The organism is Rhizobium sp. P40RR-XXII, assembly GCF_012641405.1.
In the GTDB taxonomy this organism is placed as follows: Bacteria; Pseudomonadota; Alphaproteobacteria; order Rhizobiales; family Rhizobiaceae; genus Rhizobium.
The window spans coordinates 235,857-255,565 of the sequence record NZ_JABAII010000006.1 but is presented as its reverse complement, the minus strand read 5'-3'; the positions used below and the strand labels follow the sequence as shown (position 1 = coordinate 255,565).

At 58.5% G+C, this 19,709-nt stretch carries 19 protein-coding genes; 15 read left to right on the top strand and 4 right to left on the bottom strand.

Annotated elements, in window-relative coordinates; all coding sequences use genetic code 11:
- The first annotated feature begins 7 nt into the window (after window positions 1-7).
- The 10 genes from HGP16_RS14180 to HGP16_RS14135 all read left to right on the top strand — a co-directional run bounded on the left by HGP16_RS14180 (window position 8) and on the right by HGP16_RS14135 (window position 8,727).
- Window positions 8-463: a hypothetical protein gene (locus tag HGP16_RS14180; RefSeq protein ID WP_168840650.1), complete on the top strand. Its 456-nt coding sequence runs from the start codon at window positions 8-10 to the stop codon at window positions 461-463.
- 172 nt (window positions 464-635) lie between these two features.
- Window positions 636-1,055: a hypothetical protein gene (locus tag HGP16_RS14175; protein ID WP_168840448.1), complete on the top strand. Its 420-nt coding sequence runs from the start codon at window positions 636-638 to the stop codon at window positions 1,053-1,055.
- 97 nt (window positions 1,056-1,152) lie between these two features.
- Window positions 1,153-1,725: a cysteine hydrolase family protein gene (locus tag HGP16_RS14170; protein WP_168840649.1), complete on the top strand. Its 573-nt coding sequence runs from the start codon at window positions 1,153-1,155 to the stop codon at window positions 1,723-1,725.
- A gap of 73 nt (window positions 1,726-1,798) precedes the next feature.
- On the top strand, window positions 1,799-2,041 hold the full coding sequence (locus tag HGP16_RS14165) for a hypothetical protein (RefSeq protein ID WP_246705533.1): 243 nt from the start codon (window positions 1,799-1,801) through the stop codon (window positions 2,039-2,041).
- 171 nt (window positions 2,042-2,212) lie between these two features.
- On the top strand, window positions 2,213-2,359 hold the full coding sequence (locus HGP16_RS14160) for a hypothetical protein (RefSeq protein WP_168840648.1): 147 nt from the start codon (window positions 2,213-2,215) through the stop codon (window positions 2,357-2,359).
- 271 nt (window positions 2,360-2,630) lie between these two features.
- On the top strand, window positions 2,631-3,971 hold the full coding sequence (locus tag HGP16_RS14155; protein ID WP_168840647.1) for an MFS transporter: 1,341 nt from the start codon (window positions 2,631-2,633) through the stop codon (window positions 3,969-3,971).
- Between the two features lie 83 nt (window positions 3,972-4,054).
- Window positions 4,055-5,941, top strand: a complete 1,887-nt coding sequence (locus tag HGP16_RS14150; protein ID WP_168840646.1) for a bifunctional sugar phosphate isomerase/epimerase/4-hydroxyphenylpyruvate dioxygenase family protein — start codon at window positions 4,055-4,057, stop codon at window positions 5,939-5,941.
- Between the two features lie 83 nt (window positions 5,942-6,024).
- A complete protein-coding gene (locus HGP16_RS14145; protein WP_168840645.1) occupies window positions 6,025-6,696 on the top strand; it encodes a TetR family transcriptional regulator in 672 nt (223 codons plus the stop codon).
- Window positions 6,697-6,833: 137 nt separating this feature from the next.
- Window positions 6,834-7,709 (top strand): shikimate dehydrogenase, encoded by an 876-nt coding sequence (locus HGP16_RS14140; protein ID WP_168840644.1) that lies wholly within the window; start codon window positions 6,834-6,836, stop codon window positions 7,707-7,709.
- Window positions 7,710-7,983: 274 nt separating this feature from the next.
- Entirely contained in the window at window positions 7,984-8,727 is a 744-nt protein-coding gene (locus HGP16_RS14135) for an SDR family oxidoreductase (protein WP_168840643.1), read from the top strand.
- Window positions 8,728-8,958: 231 nt separating this feature from the next.
- Here HGP16_RS14135 and HGP16_RS14130 read toward each other — a convergent pair whose 3' ends face one another.
- Both HGP16_RS14130 and HGP16_RS14125 read right to left on the bottom strand, forming a co-directional pair.
- Window positions 8,959-10,428: a sulfatase-like hydrolase/transferase gene (locus HGP16_RS14130; RefSeq protein ID WP_312867316.1), complete on the bottom strand. Its 1,470-nt coding sequence runs from the start codon at window positions 10,426-10,428 to the stop codon at window positions 8,959-8,961.
- Window positions 10,429-10,440: 12 nt separating this feature from the next.
- Window positions 10,441-11,442 carry a LacI family DNA-binding transcriptional regulator gene (locus HGP16_RS14125; RefSeq protein ID WP_246705532.1) on the bottom strand — a complete coding sequence of 334 codons (1,002 nt, stop codon included), beginning with the start codon at window positions 11,440-11,442 and terminating at the stop codon, window positions 10,441-10,443.
- A gap of 190 nt (window positions 11,443-11,632) precedes the next feature.
- Between HGP16_RS14125 and HGP16_RS14120 the strand changes: the two genes are divergently transcribed.
- The 5 genes from HGP16_RS14120 to HGP16_RS14100 all read left to right on the top strand — a co-directional run bounded on the left by HGP16_RS14120 (window position 11,633) and on the right by HGP16_RS14100 (window position 16,661).
- Entirely contained in the window at window positions 11,633-13,069 is a 1,437-nt protein-coding gene (locus HGP16_RS14120) for a sulfatase (RefSeq protein WP_168840640.1), read from the top strand.
- A 53-nt stretch (window positions 13,070-13,122) separates the two neighbouring features.
- Window positions 13,123-14,082: a formylglycine-generating enzyme family protein gene (locus HGP16_RS14115; protein ID WP_205927519.1), complete on the top strand. Its 960-nt coding sequence runs from the start codon at window positions 13,123-13,125 to the stop codon at window positions 14,080-14,082.
- Window positions 14,083-14,150: 68 nt separating this feature from the next.
- Window positions 14,151-14,885, top strand: a complete 735-nt coding sequence (locus tag HGP16_RS14110; RefSeq protein WP_205926459.1) for an ABC transporter permease — start codon at window positions 14,151-14,153, stop codon at window positions 14,883-14,885.
- Window positions 14,882-15,652: an ABC transporter ATP-binding protein gene (locus HGP16_RS14105; protein ID WP_168840638.1), complete on the top strand. Its 771-nt coding sequence runs from the start codon at window positions 14,882-14,884 to the stop codon at window positions 15,650-15,652. The genes HGP16_RS14110 and HGP16_RS14105 overlap by 4 nt, the downstream gene beginning before the upstream one ends.
- A gap of 31 nt (window positions 15,653-15,683) precedes the next feature.
- Complete coding sequence (locus HGP16_RS14100; protein ID WP_409526839.1) at window positions 15,684-16,661, top strand: aliphatic sulfonate ABC transporter substrate-binding protein; 978 nt, start codon at window positions 15,684-15,686, stop codon at window positions 16,659-16,661.
- Between the two features lie 275 nt (window positions 16,662-16,936).
- Here the strand turns inward: HGP16_RS14100 and HGP16_RS14095 are convergent, their stop codons facing one another.
- Both HGP16_RS14095 and HGP16_RS14090 read right to left on the bottom strand, forming a co-directional pair.
- Entirely contained in the window at window positions 16,937-17,866 is a 930-nt protein-coding gene (locus HGP16_RS14095; protein ID WP_168840636.1) for an NADP-dependent oxidoreductase, read from the bottom strand.
- Window positions 17,867-18,213: 347 nt separating this feature from the next.
- Complete coding sequence (locus tag HGP16_RS14090) at window positions 18,214-19,584, bottom strand: MFS transporter (RefSeq protein ID WP_168840635.1); 1,371 nt, start codon at window positions 19,582-19,584, stop codon at window positions 18,214-18,216.
- Between the last annotated feature and the right edge of the window lie 125 nt (window positions 19,585-19,709).

Sequence of the window (19,709 nt, the reverse complement as noted above, 5' to 3'; positions counted from 1 at the left end):
GGATATCATGTCGAATGTTTCGAGAACGGGAAGCGACGATATCAACAATGCAACCAGCCGCACAAGGTTCGGACGATCCGTCGAGAGCAAAGCCCAAATGCAGGATGCGGCTGTCCTCTCAGCAGCAGCCGATGGTGACGAGATGTTGAATATTTATCGCTTGGAACCCATCGCCGCTCCGGAAGATCCGCGTTGGGGCAATGCCCCCAATCAGGGCACGGTCGTTGTGGCAGCCAGAACTGCGGGCGACGCGCGCATCGTGGCGGCGGGCAAAGAGCTTGATTTTATGGAAGTCGACGCGGCCCCCGCCGAAGATGTAACGACCAGTAATGCAAGCGCGTTTCGAGATGATAAGCTTTACACCGTCATCGAGATCGCCCGCGGTCGAACCGACCTGAAGCGGGGCATATTGGAAGGCGAGGTCTCGGTCGACACGATCCTTCCCACGCAAATCGACCGCTAATCGTCCAGTCTAATGGCGAGCCTTTGATGCCCGGAGCAGATCGAGTGATGCACTCAAGGCGTTGGAACAAATCTGTCAAATCGCAGTTGCTTTCACAGGAGTTTCCATACGGCCGCGGCAAGTGTTGACTGGACAACGTCTTGCGATCTGATCTTTGTTAACGGAGCGAAAAATGCCCGAGCGAAATGAGTCACCAGCAGTTCAATCCTTACGAAAAGAACAAAAGCTGCAGCAACGAGCCCAGTCGGCAAGCGAACTTGACAAAGCGCTTGAAGATACTTTTCCAGCCTCAGATCCGGCTTCGGCGACGCATACGGCTACGCTCGGCGGTCTTGCCCTTGACGATAGCGCAGAAGGAAAATCAGAGTACCTGCTTGAAGGCGGAAGCACGCAAGCAGATGACACTGCCAAAGAAAAGCATAGGGTGAACGCGCTCTATAGGGCCGCACGGCAGGAAGACCGATCCAGTACTGTAATGGAATCAAAAATCGATCTCAGTGCGTCTGGAATTGCCCTGCGAATTCGTGAAAAGCCGATCGCTTCCATCTTGGCTGCCATGGCAATAGGATTTGCTTACGGGCTTACGCGTTGAGACGCTTGCCGGTAACTTTCAACGCCAGAGCTGTTGGCGTCGTCCCCGACAAGTGTCGAGCGACAAATTCGCCGCAAATCGTTGAAGCGGTATTTGCATGAGGACCTGGCTGCATCTTTGTATCGATATGCAACGCATGTTCTTTGAAGAGACGCCATGGCATGTGCCCTGGATGGCGCGCACTTTGGACCAGGTAACCGAGGTGACGGAGCGATTTCCCGAGCGCACGATCTTTACGCGCTTCGTTCCGCCATCGCGTCCCGGCGTCATGCCGGGGAAATGGCGGGATTACTATGAAAAATGGGAGATGATGACAGCCAGTCGGCTTCCGCACGATTTGATACTGCTCGTCGACCCGCTTCCGCGCTTCGTTCCGCCGGCTCGCATTTTTGACAAGCGCACGTATTCCCCTTGGACCGATGGTCGCCTTCATCGCAATCTTGTTCACGAACGCATCGATACCCTGGTGATCAGTGGAGGTGAGACGGATGTTTGCGTCCTGGCGGCGGCACTCGGCGCAATCGACCTCGGATATGGGATCATCGTCTTGAAAGACGCTGTCTGCAGTGGCGATGACGATGCGCACGAGGCCGCGCTCACGCTCCTCGAAAGACGGTTCTCCGTTCAATCTGAAATCATGACGGTCGAACAATTCCTGTCCGCCCGATGATGGAAGGCCGACTTCCTTGAATTGCTGCGATGGTCCGCTACATCCGCCTGGATAAGATCGGAGGAGATCTGCCATGCCCCGCCGCGCCCCTACGGGAAGCGATTGCCAGATGCTCGCGGAAGCTGTGTTGCAATGGTATCACTTCTATGAAGTGCCGCCAGATGACGAGGCTTCGCGCGCCCTCGTCGGTGCAGCTCTCGAATTCTTTCACGATGGGTATCACACGACAGAGGACATTGCCGTGATGTTGATCGGAACCTACATCGGCATCTGGCCGACAAAGTTCAACGCGCCCACGTCCGCCGCCATTCACTGATCCTGGCAATTACCCCTATGGTTCCGCGAGGCACTTTACGTGCCCTCGATGTCGAAGGGCGCGATCTTGCTGTTCTGCAGCGCGAGCGGCACGGTTTGATCGGGTGAACACCGCAGCTGAGAAGACGGGCGAAGTAGCCACATAATTCTCACGATGGCTGCGAAGAACTGCATGCTGGATGCAAGCGAAACCCTGTTCAAAGGAAATCGTGATGCATTAGGCGGTTTTACTGCGCGGGAGGCTGCGCTCGCCTGCACTCGGCTGATCGCAAATCTGGATCAAATCACCGGTGCAGAGCCATCATCGCACGCATCCTAGACTTCGACGACGCTCAGCAAGGGATGATGCGGGTTAACGCTCAGCCGGCGCAATGCATCGCCGCAAGCCATTGTGGCACCGGCAAAACGGCGGAGCTTTACAAAACGAACTAGTTCGTACATTATTGGTTGGAGGAGTGAGGCGTGCTGCGTTGGCAGTACCGATGACCGTTAGGATGACCTTAAATGTCCTGCGGCCCGAGTGCGGGTAGCACCGCATGCATTGGACGCGGCACTCTTTCGATATCGGAATGCTTCGGGGAGGAGCGACAATGACAACACAGGTTGAACACAAGACGCCCAGGCGGGCGGCACTTGCGAGCTGGCTCGGAAGCGCGGTCGAGTACTATGATTTCTTCGTCTATGGAACAGCGGCAGCGCTGATTTTTCCAAAAATCTTCTTTTCAGCGGAAGACCCGCAAACGGCGGCCATCGCCTCGTTTGCAACCTTTGGCGTCGCCTACATCATGCGGCCGTTGGGTGCGGTGGTTCTCGGCCACGTCGGCGACAAGTTCGGTCGCAAGAAGGTGCTGACGTTCACGCTGCTCCTTATGGGTTTTTCGACCTTCATCATCGGCTGCCTGCCGACCTACAATCAGGCTGGCATCCTTGCTCCGATACTTCTGGTTCTGGCGCGCTTGCTGCAAGGCATTTCGGCCGCCGGCGAACAGGCCGGCGCCAGTTCCATGACGCTTGAGCACGCCCCTGAAAACCGGCGGGCCTTCTTTACCAGCTTCACGCTGAGCGGAACGCAGGCAGGGCTGATCCTTGCAACGTTGGTCTTCATCCCGCTTGGAAAGCTCGACGAGGCCGCATTGATGTCTTGGGGTTGGCGCGTGCCCTTCTTTTTGAGCTTCGCAGTGGTCATCGTCGGATTCTGGGTCCGCCGAACGCTCGCTGAAACGCCCGCCTTCCTGGAGGAAACAAAGAAGGGCGAAGTCGTGAAAGTGCCGCTCGTCTCGCTTCTCACCAACTATTGGGCCGATGTCCTGCGCATCATCTTTGCTGCATTGATTTCGGTCGTCAGCACCATCTTCAGCGTCTTCACGCTGTCCTATGCGGTCAATACCATGCATATCGATCGCTCGACGATGCTGACGGTTCTGGTGCTTGCCAATATCGTCGCATTGGGCGCGATCCCGGCATGGGCCACTCTCGCGGATCGTATTGGCCGTAAGCCGGTATTCATCTTCGGCGCCGTCGGCTGCGCGGTGCTGATCTGGCCCTACATCTGGGCGATCAGCCAGAACAATCTCATGCTCGTCTTCGTCCTCGGCATCCTGCTCTCGGGCGTGGTCTACAGCGCTTCCAACGGCATCTGGCCGGCACTTTATGCGGAAATGTTCGACACGCGCGTGCGTCTGTCCGGCATGGCGGTCGGTACCCAGATCGGCTTTGCCCTCGGCGGTTTCGCGCCCACGATCAGCGCCGCCATCATGGGTACCGGGCCGATGGGATGGGTGCCGGTTGCCGTGTTCACCTCGATCACAGCCTTGATTGCCGCCGTCTCCGCAGCAACCGCAACCGAGACTTACCGAACGCCGATCAATCAACTCGGCAAGGATGGACGACGCTTCGCGGCCTCGGTCCATCACGCCGACCGGATGGTCTAGCGACCAGTCTTTATTCTGGGTAGCGATGACATCGCGATCGCGGATGAATTTGTTGAAAATCGCCAAGTGAATGGGATGAAACAATGAAAACCTCGATCGCGACCGTTTCGATTAGCGGTGACCTCAAGGAAAAACTCCAGGCTATCGCCAAGGCCGGCTTCGATGGCGTCGAAATCTTCGAGAACGATTTCCTCGCCTTCGATGAATCGCCGCGCCAGGTCGGTCGAATGGTTCGGGATCATGGGCTGGAAATCACGCTTTTTCAGCCCTTCCGGGACTTCGAGGGCATGCCTGAACCCTTGCGCAGTCGGACCTTCGATCGCGCCGAACGCAAGTTTGACCTGATGCAGGAGATGGGGACCGATCTCGTTCTCGTCTGTTCCAACGTTTCGTCCGTGGCGCTGGGCGGGATCGACCGCGCCGCAGCCGATTTCTTCGAACTCGGCGAGAGGGCGGCCAAGCGCGGCCTGCGGGTTGGATATGAGGCTCTTGCCTGGGGGCGGCACATTCATGATCACCGCGACGCCTGGGAAATCGTTCGTCGGGCCGACCATCCGAATATCGGCCTCATTCTCGACAGCTTCCATACGCTTTCGCGCAAGATCGATGTCAATTCGATCCGGTCAATCCCGAAAGAGAAGATCTTCATCATCCAGCTTGCCGATGCGCCGCTGATCGACATGGATCTTCTCTACTGGAGCCGCCACTTCCGCAACATGCCGGGGGAGGGCGATCTTCCGGTGCTCGAATTCATGAAGGCCGTCGCCGCGACCGGTTACGATGGCTACCTGTCGCTGGAGATTTTCAACGACCAGTTTCGTGGCGGTTCGCCGACCGCCATTGCCGTGGATGGCCGACGATCGCTCATCTATCTCGGTGATCAGGTTCGCCGCGCGGAAAGCAGCAGCCTCACCCTGCCGCCCATGCCGGCGCGTGCCGACGTGGACGGCATTGCATTCATCGAATTTGCCGTCGACGAAGCAGAGGCGCCCGTTCTTTCCGATCGGCTGCACGCGTTGGGCTTTCGACATGTCGGGCGTCACAAGACCAAGCGTGTCGATGTCTTCCGGCAAGGCGATATCAATCTGGTCGTCAATACCGATCCGGATGGATTTGCCGGCGCCTCCTATGCTTTGCATGGGCAGTCGGCCTATGCGATGGGATTGTGGGTGGATGATGCTCAGGCCGCGATGGCGCGGGCCGTGGCGCTCGGCGCCGAACGTTTCGAGCAGCCATTGGATCCCGGCGAGATCGAAATGCCTGCTGTCAGGGGCGTTGGCGGCGGCATCCTGTACTTTCTCGACCGCAGGAGCGCCCTCGCGCGCATATGGGAGATCGAATTCGATCCGGTCAATGACGACACCAATCTGCAGCCGGTTGGCCTGACCGGTATCGATCATGTTGCGCAAACGACGAAATATGAGGAACTGCTGACCTGGCAGCTGTTTTATACGGCGATATTGAATGCGCATAAGACGCCGATGGTCGATATTATCGATCCTGCCGGGGTCGTTCGCAGCCAGGTCGTCGAAAACGAGCCGGGCAGCTTGCGCATCACGCTGAACGGTGCGGAAAATCGCAACACCTTGGCCGGGCACTTTATCGCCGAGACATTCGGTTCCGGCATTCAGCATCTAGCTTTTGCGACCGATAACATCTTCGCGGCAGCGGCAGCCCTGTCGGAAAACGGCTTTGCCACCTTGATGATCTCGCCCAACTATTACGACGATCTGGAGGCGAGGTTCGGCTTGGATCTGGTTTTCACCGATCGGCTGAAGGCGCACAATATCCTCTACGATCGCGACGATCACGGTGAATATTTCCAGCTCTACAGCCCGACCTACGGCGAAGGCTTCTTCTTCGAGATTGTTCAGCGCAGCGGCTATCGTGGATATGGCGCGGCGAATGCCATCTTTCGCATAGCCGCGCTGAGGCGTCACCTGCGGCCGATTGGTCTGCCGAAACTTTAGGCTCTCCCCATTCGCGTAAAGCCTGTGTTAAAGCTTTGATCGTCAATGATGGGCAGGGACAGACCCAGGAAGACGGGCAGGGCATGACGAAAGCGCAAGCGGCCAAGATCGATCGTCTGACGCGAAAGAATGATCCAGACGCGACCAAGGAAAATATTCTGAAGATCGCCACCGAGGAGTTTGTCGCAGCCGGTTTTTCCGGTGCGCGCGTCGACGAGATCGCCGAGCGTACCAAGACTTCCAAGCGCATGATCTATTATTATTTCGGCAGCAAGGAAGGGCTCTATCTCGCCGTTCTCGAGCAAGCCTATACGAGGATCCGCACACTTGAGAGCGAGCTCGATCTCGAAAACATGCCGCCGGTTCAGGCGATGGCTCAACTGATCTCGAGCACCTTCGATCATGATGATCAGAATCCGGATTTCGTGCGCCTTGTCTGCATCGAAAACATCCATCGTGCCGAGCATATGAAGCGTTCCGTCGTCCTGTCGCAGATGAACATCGCAATCATCGATATCATCACGGACATCCTCGAACGGGGCTATGCCGATGGCAGTTTCGTGCGTCGCGTGGATCCGGTCGATCTACATATGATGATCAGCGCCCAGTGCTTCTTCCGTGTTTCCAATCGCCACACCTTCGGAGCGATCTTTGAGCGGGACTTGTCCTCGGAGGAGCTGAAGAAGCGGCACAAGTCCTTGATCGTCGACGCCATTCTTGCGTTTCTGCGACATCCTTCCTCCGAATTAGCCTGACACGCATAAAGCCGTTGGTTTGCGCTGGGGATTTCCCGGAGCGAGAAAGCATGCCTGTTATTGACTTTACGTACTAGTTCGTACATTTTGCAAGCAAGCCTGTGGCATGGGTTTGATTTGCCGCTCGGGAGGAAAAATTGAACACTCAAGCCGCCATTATTCCGCGCCAGCTTCATGTTGGATTGATCGGCGCCGGCATAGGTCGTTCGCTGACGCCGGCATTACACATGCGTGAAGGCGAGCATTGCGGCCTCTCCTATCGTTACGATCTCATCGACCTCGACGTCCGTGGTCTCTCCGTATCGGATCTGCCGGCGCTTGTCGACGAGGCCGAGGCGCAGGGCTTTGCCGGTCTCAACATCACTCATCCCTGCAAGCAGGCGGCCGTCGCGCTGATGGACGAGCTGTCGCCCGATGCGCAGGCGCTGCGATCTATCAATACGGTCGTTTTCCAAGGAAAACGCAGGATCGGCCACAATACCGATTGGTGGGGATTTGCCGAAAGTTTCCGGCGTGGATTGGCGGGTGTTTCGCTCGATCACGTCGTGCAACTGGGCGCTGGCGGCGCCGGCGTTGCCGTTGCCCATGCGGTGGCAGAGATGGGTGCGCGTTCGATCGAGATATTCGATCTGGATCCCTTGCGCGTAAAGACACTCGTCGATCAGCTGCAGCCGGCTCACGACGCCTGCACTTTCTCGGTTGGTCGTGATCTGGCCGCGGCCTTGGATGTTGCTGACGGTTTGGTTCACGCAACGCCGACCGGCATGGCCGCCCATCCAGGGCTGCCGCTCGACGCGCAACTTCTATCGGAGCGCCTCTGGGTCGCCGAGATCGTCTATTTCCCGATTGAAACCGAATTGGTGGCGCTTGCAAAGAAAAAGGGATGCCGCGTTCTTGATGGCGGCGGCATGGCGGTGTTTCAGGCAGTGAAGGCTTTCGAACTGTTCACTGGCATCCACCCGACGGCGGAGCGCATGATGCAGCATTTCAATTCGCTGCGCACCATGATCTGACGCGTGGCCGGGGGACATTCCGCAGTCGATGCGGCAAGCCGAAAATCACTGATCAATCCGGCCGTCTCTGCGCGGGATTAATGTCGGTTCTGACGACGATCGACGAAGAGCGCATGGAGACGTCTGCGTGAGTCAAAGAAAGACTGCGCGTCGTCCGGTTCAGTAAACACCCCATTCTCATCTAAATGCCCATATTCTAGTTTTGAAGGTGCACTGTGGCGCCGGACCAAGCGCGGATTCTTCACCTCAGTTTTCCGGCGGGAGGCCAACGAACATGCAGACAGGCAAGCTGAACGGAAAAGTCGCATTGGTGACCGGAGCCTCGTCGGGTATCGGCGAAGCCACGGCATTGGTATTGGCGGCAGAGGGCGCTCGCGTGGTGATAACCGCGAGACGTATGCAGCGCTTGAACGATCTTGCTGAGCGTATCCGCCAAAGCGGCGGCGAAGCGATAGCGATCGAAGCCGATGTGACAAACGAGGAGCAGATATCGGGCGTGGTGCGCCGCGTCCTGCAAGATCTCGGGCAGATCGACATGCTCCTTTGTGTTGCTGGCGTTGGTGTTGCCGCCCCCTTCGAAAATACAGTGACGGCAGAATACCGAAGCATGATCGACGTCAATTTTTTGGGGTTACTCTATCCCATCCACGCTGCGCTTCCATCGATGAAAGAGCGAGGCGCAGGCCACATCGTCATCGTCTCGTCCGGCACGGGCCGCTATATTCACCCGTCCGTGGTGTATTCGGGAACCAAGCATGCGGCGAGTGCCATGGCTGAATCGCTTCGGCGCGAAATTGGCAGGGACGGTGTTCGCGTGACCTGTATTGAGCCCGGCGCCGTCAAAACTGAATTTGTATCGCATATGCGCGCTGACGTTCGCCAATCCGTCGAACAAAGACTGGGAGATATGGTGCAGCTGGAAAGCGAGGACGTTGCCAATGCCATTCTCTACGCGGTCACGCAGCCGCCCAGGGTCAATGTCAACATCCTTACGCTCTATCCGACGCAACAGGCCTAACCCGTCGGATTGTCTGATGCCAACCGCGGCGAATTCGCCAGCAACGACGCTGTGGCGGACGTCATCGGAAAATATGTCAAATCTTCTCCTCAATCATGAGCGCAAAGCGGGTCCGTTCGCGGCGGGAGCGCTCCGACGACTTGATTGGGCACTGTTCCAACGCCGAGTGTACCGGCGGCACGGCGGTGCTGATAATGAAGCGGTTCGACCGCGCTATCCGGCATTGCTTCCCTATTCCGCCGGGCTCTGGCCTCCTGCCTCCTTCATGATCGCTTCGGTCCAGCCTTGTGTCTTCAGATCGCTGCGGATGCGCCATTTCAGGATCTCGTTGATCAGGCGGCGTTTGACTTCCTGATGATCCGGATCACCCCACAGATCGTTGATCTCCTGCGGGTCGGCAAGGAGATCGAAAAGCTGTCCTACGTCGCTCTCGACGAAATGGACCAGTTTGAACTGGCGATCGCGGATCATCGTCATGAATTCGGTGCCGCTCAGAATACGGTCGCCCGCATGTTCGGAGAAGACGAATTCGCGAGGGGTGACCTTTGTGCCTATGAGGTAAGGGCAAAGCGAACGTGCCTCCATCCATTTCGGCACGTCGAGCCCGGCCATCTCCAGGATCGTCGGTCCGAAATCGAAGAGCGATACGAGATCGCCGACAAGCTTCCCGCACTCGACGCGTCCCGGCGACCATACGATCGCCGGGACGCGCACGCTCGGCTCATACATCGTCCATTTCTGGCTATGGCCGTGATCGTTGAGGCAATCGCCATGGTCTGACGTGAAGATGATGATGGTATCGTCGAGAACGCCGCGGCGCTCCAGCGCCTCCATGAGCTTGCCGATCTGCGTGTCGATCATCGAAACATTGGCGAAGTAATGCTCCCGCTGGCGGCGCAATTGCTCGGGTGTCGGGTTTTCGAGATGGACGACGGCATCATGATCGATGCTGAGATGTTGTTCTCGAAGCTTCCTGAGCGCCGACGGCTGCCCGTCCATTGCCGCCTGATCACGGATCGCTTCCGGCAGATCGCGATCCTTGTATTGATCGATATAGGCTTGCGTCGGATCGTAGGGCGGATGCGGGCCGGGAATGCCGATCTGCAGGAAGAATGGTTCTTGGCCCTGATAGCGATCAAGCCACATGGCGGCGAATTCAGGAACGAAATTGTCCGAATGCAGGTCTTCGGGTAGATCCCAGACGAAGGCGCCAAGTCGTTCGCGATAATCCTCCCGTCGCCGGTACGTGACACGGCTCGGCTTTTCGATGCCCCTGTTCCAGAAGGCTTTGTCCCAGTTGTCGAGATAGAAGGGGAGGCGCTCGGTCGCTCGGTCCTTGTTTTCGACGACATGTCTTTCGTGAAAGCCGAAGGAATCCTCGAAGGGCGAGGTGTGCATCTTGCCGACATTGACGCAGCGATAGCCGGCATCCGCCAGGCGGCGCACCCAACTATGCGTCCAGCGCTCGTCGTTGCGGAAGACGCCGTTGGTATGCGGATAAAGCCCGGTAAACAGGCTCGCCCGGGAGGGAGCGCAGGAGGGGGATGTCACGTACATGTGGCTGAAGCATGTGCCTTCCCGTACCAAGCGGTCGAAGTTGGGTGTGATCATGTAGTCGAAACCGGCAGCGGCGATCGTATCGAAACGCTGCTGGTCGGTCATGATGAAGACGATGTTGGGCCTCTGCCTTGCTTCGGTCACGTCAATCTCCATTCAACGAGTTGGGGAGCGGCTAGGGCGGGTGCTGTTACGCGCGATCAGCTCCCAATCGACCACATCCGTTCTCGGCTCTTCGCCATTGATCCGCGCGACGATGAGTTCCGCCGTCAGCTCGCCGATCCGATGACGGTCGGGCCTGATGGTGCTGAGCGATGGGGTGACGTAGTTTGCCGCCTCGCTGTCGCCGAAGCCGATGACGCCGATGTCGTCGGGTACTTTCCTGCCGAGTTGATGCAGCGCCTTCAGGACACCGAAGGCGACGACGTCGCTATTGCAGATGATCCCGTCAATCTGCGGATGATGATCGAGCAGTTCATGGACCAACTCTTCGCCGAGTGCCGGCCGGCCGCCTTCCTGGCGGACGGCATGGACGAGATCCGGCAGGCCGGCGGCGGCAATGGCGCTTGCCGCGCCGCGGGCACGTTTCCTTGCGCGCATATCGTTTTCCCGCATGCTGCCGAGAAAGGCGAGATGTCGGTAGCCGCATGCGATTATGTGCTGCGCCTGCGCTTTGCCGGCTCCTTCATGATCCATACCGACGGCGGAATCGATGATGCCGCCGCCGACGTCCCACATCTCGATGACCGGAACGCCTGAGGATTTAAGCAGTTCGGTGACTTTTGCCGGATGGTCGACGCCGATAATGGCAACGGCCGCGGGGCGCCAACTGAGGATCGAGCGGACGAGTGTTATCTCCTGATCGGGATCGTAGCGCGTGTTCGCAAGCATGACCTGAAGATTATCCTTCAGCAAAGCCGATTGCAGGGTGTCGATGATGGAGGCAAATTCCGAATAATAAAGGGATGTCACCACGACGCCGACGATATCGGATCTCGTTCCCGATAGACCGCCGGCGAGCCGGTTCGGCACGTAATTCAGCTCGTCCATGGCCTCGGCAATCTGCCGTCGCAGCTCCGGTCGCACCGTCTTGGGCGCGCGTAGCGCCCGCGATACCGTATTGATCGAAACGCCGACCTTGGCGGCGATCGACGCCAAGGTCGGCGTTCCTCCCTGTTCTCTCGGCTCCGCCCCAGAACTCATCCAACCTCGCGAAAATTTGCTCAAGTGAGCGTTGCGTTACCGTTAACTTTATGCCATTTCTTGGCTGAGGAGACAAGAGCGCAAAATTTTCTTGCGGCCTATTTCGCACGAATCTGGCGCACGGCAGCAGGGAAGGACATAAGGCGTGGCTGACCGCCCCAATATCATCCTGATCATGACCGACCAGCAGCGGTACGACTCGATAGCCGCGCTTGGATTTCCCTATGCGGCAACGCCCAATCTCGATGCGCTCGTCGAAAAAGGCGTGACGCTGACCGATTGCCATATCACTGCACCGAGTTGCGTGCCCTCGAGGGCCAGCCTCTTCACCGGCTATTATCCGCATACGACCGGCGTGCTCGCCAATGGTCAGCACTGGCAGCGGACCTGGGTCGAGCAGTTGAGAGAGACCGGCTATCGCTGCGTCAATGTCGGCAAAATGCACACCATTCCCTATAATTCGGACTCCGGTTTCCACGAGCGTTATATCGTTGAAAACAAGGACCGCTATATGGAGGGGCGCTGGTATTTCGACGAATGGGACAAGGCGCTTGCCGCAAACGGCCTTGTCAAGCAGCAGCGCGAAACCTATCGCAAGCGGGAGGATTATCGCGAGCGTCTTGGCGCCTTCGATTGGGAGTTGCCGGAAGAGCTGCATTCCGATGCCTTTGTCGGCAACATGGCGAGGTGGTGGGTCAATAGCTATCCGCCGACCGAGCCACTTTTCCTGCAAGTCGGCTTTCCCGGCCCGCATCCGCCTTTCGATCCGCCGGCGCGTTATTCGCAGCCTTACCTGAAGCGCAGCGATTTGCCGCTGCCGAAGCCATCTGCGCAAGAGCTCGATTCCCTGCATCAGGAATTGAAGGAGAAACGACAGCACGATGTCGAGGTCGATCACGATTCAGTCGTCTGGAGCCTCGACCCATCGCCCGAGCAGATGCAGCGCCTCTGGGCTCATTATCTTGGCAACGTCTCGCTGATCGACGAGAAGATCGGCGAGCTGCTGGAGGCTTTGAAAACCCGTGGCTATCTGGAGGATGCGATCGTCATCTTCACCTCAGACCATGGCGAATGCCTGGGAGACCATGGCCTGATCCAGAAATGGTCGATGTACGACGTCGTCACCCGCGTGCCCACCATCATCTGGTCGACCGCCAATCGGTTCGAAGGGGGCCGGGAGTTGAAGGGCCTCTGTCAGCTCTTCGATCTTGGTCCGACGATCCTCGAATATGCAGGTATCACCCCGCCGAAAAGTTTCGAGGCCCGCAGTCTGAAATCCGCGCTGGAGACGGGCGAGTGGGCGCCGCGAACGCATGTCTTTTGTGAACAGATCGGCGATGTCGCGATGAGCGGCGGCGTCGAATTCATGACTGGCGTGCGCAGCGACAGATGGAAGCTGGTTCATTTCAAGGGATCAAGCGATGGGCAGCTGTTCGATCTTAAGAACGACCCCGGCGAGGTGCGTAATCTATGGAGCGATCCCGTCTACGAAGAGCAAAAGCGCGAGCTCCTCGATGTCATGCGGGATTGGTTGATCGAATCGAACTATCGCACGCGCGACGTCATGGCGGCTGCGCGATGACCGGCTTTCGGGAGATAACCGCAAACCGATCGGTCCCGTTCGCGATGGACGGGATGGTATGGATCGAAGGCGGGAGTTTCCTGATGGGCTCGGAGGATTTCTATCCAGAAGAGGGGCCTGTTCATCGCGTGAAGGTCGACGGCTTCTTCATGGATGCGACGCCCGTCACGAACCGGGATTTTTCCCGCTTCGTTGCCGACACCGGCTATATGACGGTTGCGGAGCAGGCACCGGACTCATCGCTTTATCCCGGCGCCAATCCGGCCATGCTGCAGCCGGGATCACTGGTCTTTCGAGCGCCGAAGAGCGTTGGCGAAATGCGCTTCTGGGGTGATTGGTGGCACTATGTAGCGGGTGCATGTTGGTATCGGCCCGATGGCATCTCGCCTCTGACGGAGGAGATGATGGATCATCCGGTGGTGCAGGTCTGCCATGCCGATGCCGAGGCCTACGCGCTCTGGGCGGGGAAGGTACTACCGAGCGAGGCTGAATGGGAGTTTGCCGCCCGTGGCGGTATGGAGGGCGCGACTTTCGCCTGGGGCGAGGAGTTCGAGCCCGGCGGCCGCAAGATGGCAAATGTCTGGGATGGCAACTTTCCGATGGCCAATCCGGCAGGCAAGGCTCGGTTCGGCACCACGCCTGCCGCGGCCTTTCCTGCAAACGGCTATGGTCTCTCCGATATGATCGGCAACGTCTGGGAATGGACCGACGATTACTGGACGGACCGCCATCCGGACGAGGTCATAAAGCCTTGCTGCATTCCGATCAATCCCAGGATTGCCACGGCTGAGCGCAGCTACGACCCGCTTCAACCGGCAATCCGCATACCGCGCAAGGTATTGAAGGGCGGCTCGCATCTTTGCGCTCCGAACTATTGCCGCCGTTACCGACCGGCAGCCCGGCATCCGGAAATGATCGACAGCGCGACCACGCATGTCGGCTTCCGCTGCGTCCGCCGCCTGACCGACAGGCCCCATAGCGAACCACATGCAGTTGAAAGCGAACGGCAATGAGCATCGCAACGAACGCATCCGCGCGTCCCGACGCGGTCCGGCGCCCTTTCCTGGCGACATCGGCCGCCATGCTGGTTCTGAATGCGGCTGCCGTCATTGTCGGTATCGGCCTCTGGTGGCTGGTGACGGCCGAAGGGCTGGTCGGTCTTCCGACGCCGGCCCAGGTGGCTGCGGCCGCGGCCGCCGAGGCCAGAAACGGCATCCTGCTCAGCGATGCGCTCGCCAGCCTTGGCCGCGTCATGACAGGCTTCTGCCTCGGCCTGATCGTCGCCGTTCCCATCGGGTTTCTGATGGGGTGGTATCGCATCGCCCGGGGCGTCATCGAACCCTATGTCCAGTTCTTCCGCACGATCCCGCCGCTTGCCATCATTCCGCTCGCCATCGTGACAATGGGCATAGACGAGACGCCGAAGATCTTCGTCATCTTCCTCGCCGCCTTCCTGTCGAGCGTCGTTGCGACCTATCAGGGGGTTATCAGCGTCGACAAGACGCTCATCAACGCCGCCCGCGTGCTGGGGGCGGGCGACTTCACCATTTTCCGGCGCGTGATCATTCCGGCTTCGACGCCCTATATCATGGTCGGAGTGCGCATCGGCCTCGGCTCGTCCTGGGCGACCGTCGTCGCAGCTGAACTCATCGCCGCACAGTCCGGCCTCGGTTATCGCATGCAGCAGGCGCAACTTTACTATGACCTGCCGACGATCTTTGTCAGCCTGATCGCCATCGGTGTTCTCGGCCTTCTCATGGATCGGATCGTCATGGCCGCCGATCGCATTCTCACCGCATGGCAGGAAAAGCTATGACGCCGAAGATCTCGTTTCAGAACGTTTCGAAAAGCTTCGATCTTGCGGGTCAGGCGGCCTTTACCGCATTGCAGAACCTCAATCTCGATATAGAGGATGGCGAGTTCATTACCGTGGTCGGCCCTTCCGGCTGCGGTAAGTCGACGGCCATGAATATTGCCGCGGGATTGACGCCGCCGTCCTCGGGCCAGGTCCTGGTCGACAATGGGCCTGTAAAGGGACCAGGCCCCGAACGCGGCGTCATCTTCCAGCAATATGCCTTGTTTCCCTGGCTGAGCGTGCGGCAGAACGTCGAATTCGGGCTTCAGATTTCCGGCCGCCCCAAGGAGGAGCGCCGCGAAATTGCCGATCACTTCATCGAGCTGGTCGGCCTGACGGACTTTGCCGACGCCCTGCCGAAGATGCTCTCAGGCGGCATGAAACAGCGCTGCGCCATCGCCCGAGCCTATGCGGTCAATCCGAAAATATTGCTGATGGATGAGCCCTTCGGCGCGCTCGATGCTTTGACGCGCGTGCAATTGCAGGACCAGCTTCTCACCATGTGGAGCAAGGAACGCCGCACGGTGATGTTCATCACCCACGATGTCGACGAGGCGGTTTATCTGGCGAGCCGGGTCATTGTGATGGCGGCTCGTCCGGGCCGACTCCACAAGATCATCCCCGTGGATTTGCCGTTTCCCCGCACGGAGGAAATACGGCTTTCGCCGCAATTTGCCGAGCTGCGCAACGAGGTCTGGCGGGCCGTCTATCATCCCGCCGCGAATTGAAGATCAGCAATCACAGGAGGAAATGATCATGCTGACGAGACGCAGTCTATTGAGGACGGGCGCAGCCCTGACGGCCGCCGCCACCATGCCCTTCATCGCCAAGTCGGTTCGTGCAGCCTCGAAGGCGGTCCGGATCGGCTATCTCTCCGATTTTCCCAATTCGAGCCTGTTTGCGATCGCCAACGATCAGAAGCTGTGGGATGCCGAGGGGCTCGAGCCGGATCTGAAGGTCTTCACCAACGGCCCCATCCAGATCCAGGCGATGGGCGCCGGCAGCCTCGATTTCGGGACCATCGGGCCAGGCGCGCTTTGGCTTCCGGCAAGCGGTCACGCCAGGGTGCTTGGGGTCAACGATATCGGCTTCAGCGACCGCGTCATCGCGCAGGCGGCAATCAGCTCGATTGCCGATCTCAAGGGAAAGAAGATCGGTGTCCCGCAAGGCACGTCCGGCGACATGATCCTGCGCATGGCGCTCGGCAAGGCCGGTATGACGATCAAGGACGTACAGATCGTGCCGATGGATCCGAGCACCGTCGTGGCCGCCTTTTCGTCGAAACAAATCGATGCGGCCGGCATCTGGTATCCGCTGATCGATGCGATCAAGCCGCGTGTTCCCGACATGAAGGAGCTGATCTCGAACAAGGACTTCTATCCCGACACCTCGTTCATCAACACCTTCGTGGCGCGCAATGAGACGATCCAGAGCGATCCCGAGCTTGCTAAGAGCTTCCTGAAGGTCATCAAGAAGGCGATGGACTATCGGGTTGCAAACCTGGATCACTCCATCGAATTGACGGTCGCCTTTACGCAATCGCCGCCCGATGCGACGGCGAAGGTTGCAAAGAGCCGAAAACTTCTGACCAGCGCCGAACTGAACAAGTTCACCGAAGACGGCAGCGTCACAAAGTGGCTGGGCGAGTTCAACAAGATGTTCGTCGATTTCGGCACCATCAAGGACCCGCTGCCGCCGGAGAAATATTTCGACGCGAAATTGTTCCTTTCGGCCTGATATCTATGCGGGAACGAACGGATTATCGCATCCGGGAGCGGGTCGCCGCCTATTGTTCCGGTTCCAAAGCCGGTGGGCATTAAACAACTGTCCTAGGCTGCCCTTCCGTCAGCCGCCGGGTGGTAGTATGTCCGCCGGCAGCAATCCGCCAAGGCCCGTCCAGAGCAGGTCAGCGACGGGCTCGATGGTGGCGGATGTTCCGGTCATGGCAGCAACGGTTTTGCTTTTCCGGAGGTATCGAGCGTCATCTCATCGGCGGCGTCGCCTACTCTCATTCAATTCAGCACCTTCAGAACAATTTTGCCTCGGATGTGATCTTCCTGCAGGGCCTTTTGTGCCGCCGCAGCCTCACGAAACCCGAAGGTGCGGTCGACGTGAACTCTCACCCTGCCGCTGTCGATAAGTTCGGCGATCTTCTGGAGCTGGGCGCCATTCGGCTGCGCGGTGTAACGGCCGGCCCTGATGCCTTCGGCTTCTGCGCGCTGCTTGTTGGGCTCCGTCAGGGTGGAAATCAACGCACCGCCGTTTTTGATGACCGAAAAGCTCCGATCCTGTGTCTCGCCGCTCACGAGATCGAAGACGAGATCGACCGGTTCGACGATCGTCTCGAAGCGCTCCGACTTGTAGTCGATAATCCGGTCGGCACCCAAGCCACTCAGAAAATCCCGGTCAGCCGCGGAAGCCGTGGTCGCCACCCAGGCACCCTTTGCTTTAGCGAACTGAATTGCAAGGTGGCCGACACCGCCGGCACCGCCATGGATGAGAACGCGCTGGCCCGCTTCGAGCTTGCCGTGATCGAAGAGGCCTTGCCACGCAGTAATGCCCGCAAGCGGCACCGCGGCAGCCTCAACATGGTCTAAGGACACGGGCTTCATGGCGATTTCGTCCGATTTTGCGATCACGAATTCTTCGTAGCCGCCGTGATCCGGTGCCAGAAAGGCGAAGACCTCGTCGCCCACCAGAAAACTTGAAACCGACTCGCCTGCATCGGCAATTTTGCCGCTTACATCGCGCCCAAGCACATACGGGAAATCCTTTTCGGTGACGACAGGATATTTGCCCTCGCGCATCTTCGTATCGACCGGATTGACGCTCGCGGCAACGACCTTGATGACGACTTCGTCGGTCGCCGGTATTGGCTGTTCGATTTGGTCGAGCTGCATGACCTCCGGCCCGCCAAAGCGATGAATTCGTACGGCTTGCATCGTTGACTCTCCTTGCTGATTAAATCTCAGAACTGCAATGTGCCGATGAGATGCGTAACTATCTTGTCACCGTGATCCAATCAAAGCCCGCTGCGGGGTTCGGCAGCTTGCCTGAGAGGTAAGGGTTCTTTGCCTTTCTCAGCCACGTAATCGACATGGCCGACATAAGCGCAGACAAGCAGGGCTACCGCTTGCAGCCAGTATCACCAGCAATCCGATTACGACCAATGTCGTCTTCGTCGGCACCGATTGACTCGTAACCGAACAAGCTGCCGTGCGGGAAGTTCCCAAAACGGAAGATGCGAAGCCACAGCGGAAGATACGAACAATAAGTGATCCGAAAGCGCTTAGGCCCGTTTCAGATACCTCCATGTAGCCACACTGCCGAGAAGTTGAGCAACGCCGCCACAGAGCATGGCTGTGATGAAGCCCGACGGAGGTTCATGGAAAAATGCAAAGACCGATCCGAGTGCCGCCACGCCAATGGTTGCGCCGACCATGCGAGCGACGTTGATGAGTGCGCTTGCGGTTCCCGCGCGTTCGCTGGCGACGCTTGATACCGCAACCGCTGTAAGCGGGCCGGTTGCGAAGCCCATGCCGATGCCGGTCAACAGCAGGCCGAGTTCCTCAGCGATTAATAGGTTTTCGGCAAAAGCAATGCCGAGCAGCACATTTCCCAGACCCATTGCAGCCAGTCCCAGCGTAATTACTCGCCGCTTGCCGAGACGCTCTGAAAGTGGGCCCGAAAAAGGCGATATCGCCACAAAGCTCAATGCCATGGGCAGGAGAGCCAGGCCGACCTCGGTCGGATCCATTCTGTCGAGACTTAGCGAGGTAAGCGGAAACAGAAAGAGCGTGCCATACATGCCGAAAGTCATTGCGGCCGTTCCCGCCATGGCGCCGCTGAACTTCCCGCTGGCAAACATCGGGATCGGCACGAGGGCGCGCTGATCCAGACGCCGTTCCACCAGGATAAAAAGCGAGAGAAGAACGACGCCGCAAAACGCCAGGAAGATCGTCCAGAGCAAGGGAAGATGCGAGGATTCGATGGCTGCAAGAGTGATGGCGCCCAGTGATACAATGCCCAGCATCTGGCCGAGCGCGTCGAACGATCTTCCCTTTCGGTCCGCGCTTTCCGGGACCAAAAGCAACGCCCCGACGGCGGCAACCGCACCGATCGGAACGACGACAAGAAAGACTGCCCGCCAACCGAAGCCGTGAATCAGATATCCACCGAGGCTCGGTCCGATGGCGAGCGACATGCCGTTGCACCCCGCCCAGATGCCCAGCGCACGGCCGCGAACCTTCTCGTCCGGATAAATCACCCGAATGAGCGAGAGACAGGCGGGGATCAGAAGAGCCGATCCAAGGCCGGTTGTCGCTCTGGCGCCGATCAGGATCGCGATCGACGGAGCCAGGGCGCAGCCCAGGCTTGCGATTGTGAAGATGATGCAGCCGACGACGAAAATCAGGCGCCGCCCATAAAGATCAGCCAGCAGGCCGCCGCTGATGAGAAGGGCGGCGTAGACAAGATTGTAGGCATCGATGACCCACTGCAACTGCGTTACCGAAGCCGCGAGGCTCTTACCAATTGGTTGTACCGCCAGATTGACGACCGATGTGTCGACTTGCGCGACGATCACGCCCAGACAGAGAACGCTCAGCAAAGCAGGATGCAGTTTCGAAAGTGGTTTCGCGGATTGTTCGATCGAATGCATGGCATTTCCTCTCGCAAGCAAACCTAGCGCAATTGAATTGGTTTCACGTCGGATGCGCTCCAATCAGAGCGCCGGAACAAATGCCAATGGGCTTCGCTCGATCAGCAACATGCTGGCAGAAACAA